This is a genomic window from Pseudoalteromonas sp. MER144-MNA-CIBAN-0113 (assembly GCF_040308965.1).
GTDB classification, from domain to species: domain Bacteria; phylum Pseudomonadota; class Gammaproteobacteria; order Enterobacterales; family Alteromonadaceae; genus Pseudoalteromonas; species Pseudoalteromonas tetraodonis.
On the sequence record NZ_JBEOOG010000248.1, the window covers coordinates 1 to 324 of the forward strand.

The following is a 324-nucleotide window of genomic DNA, read 5'->3' on the forward strand; positions in this document are numbered from 1 at the left end:
GCACAATACAACGCTGCAAGAGTTACAGCAGATAAATGCGCAACTCTCCATGTTAAACCAAGCATTAAACTACGACTACACTAAGGTTTTACGCGGTCAAATTGCACAAACCAGGGATGAATTAGCCGAAATAAATAATCAACTTAATAGTTTTAGCCAAGGCTTTGTAGCTGCTAAAAATGTACCTGCCGTTTTAAAAGATTTGCTCGTAGATAGTAGCGACGTAAAAGTGAGTAGCTTTAATGTCAAACCAGCACGGGCTATCGATGTAGAAAAACTAGGTGAACATGATACGCAAACATTATTTTTTGAGCATCAGATGGT

1 pseudogene is annotated in these 324 nt (G+C 38.6%); it reads left to right on the plus strand.

What is annotated here, in order from left to right:
* Nucleotides 1-324: pseudogene (locus AAEY57_RS19580) on the plus strand (agglutinin biogenesis protein MshJ); the annotation flags it as partial.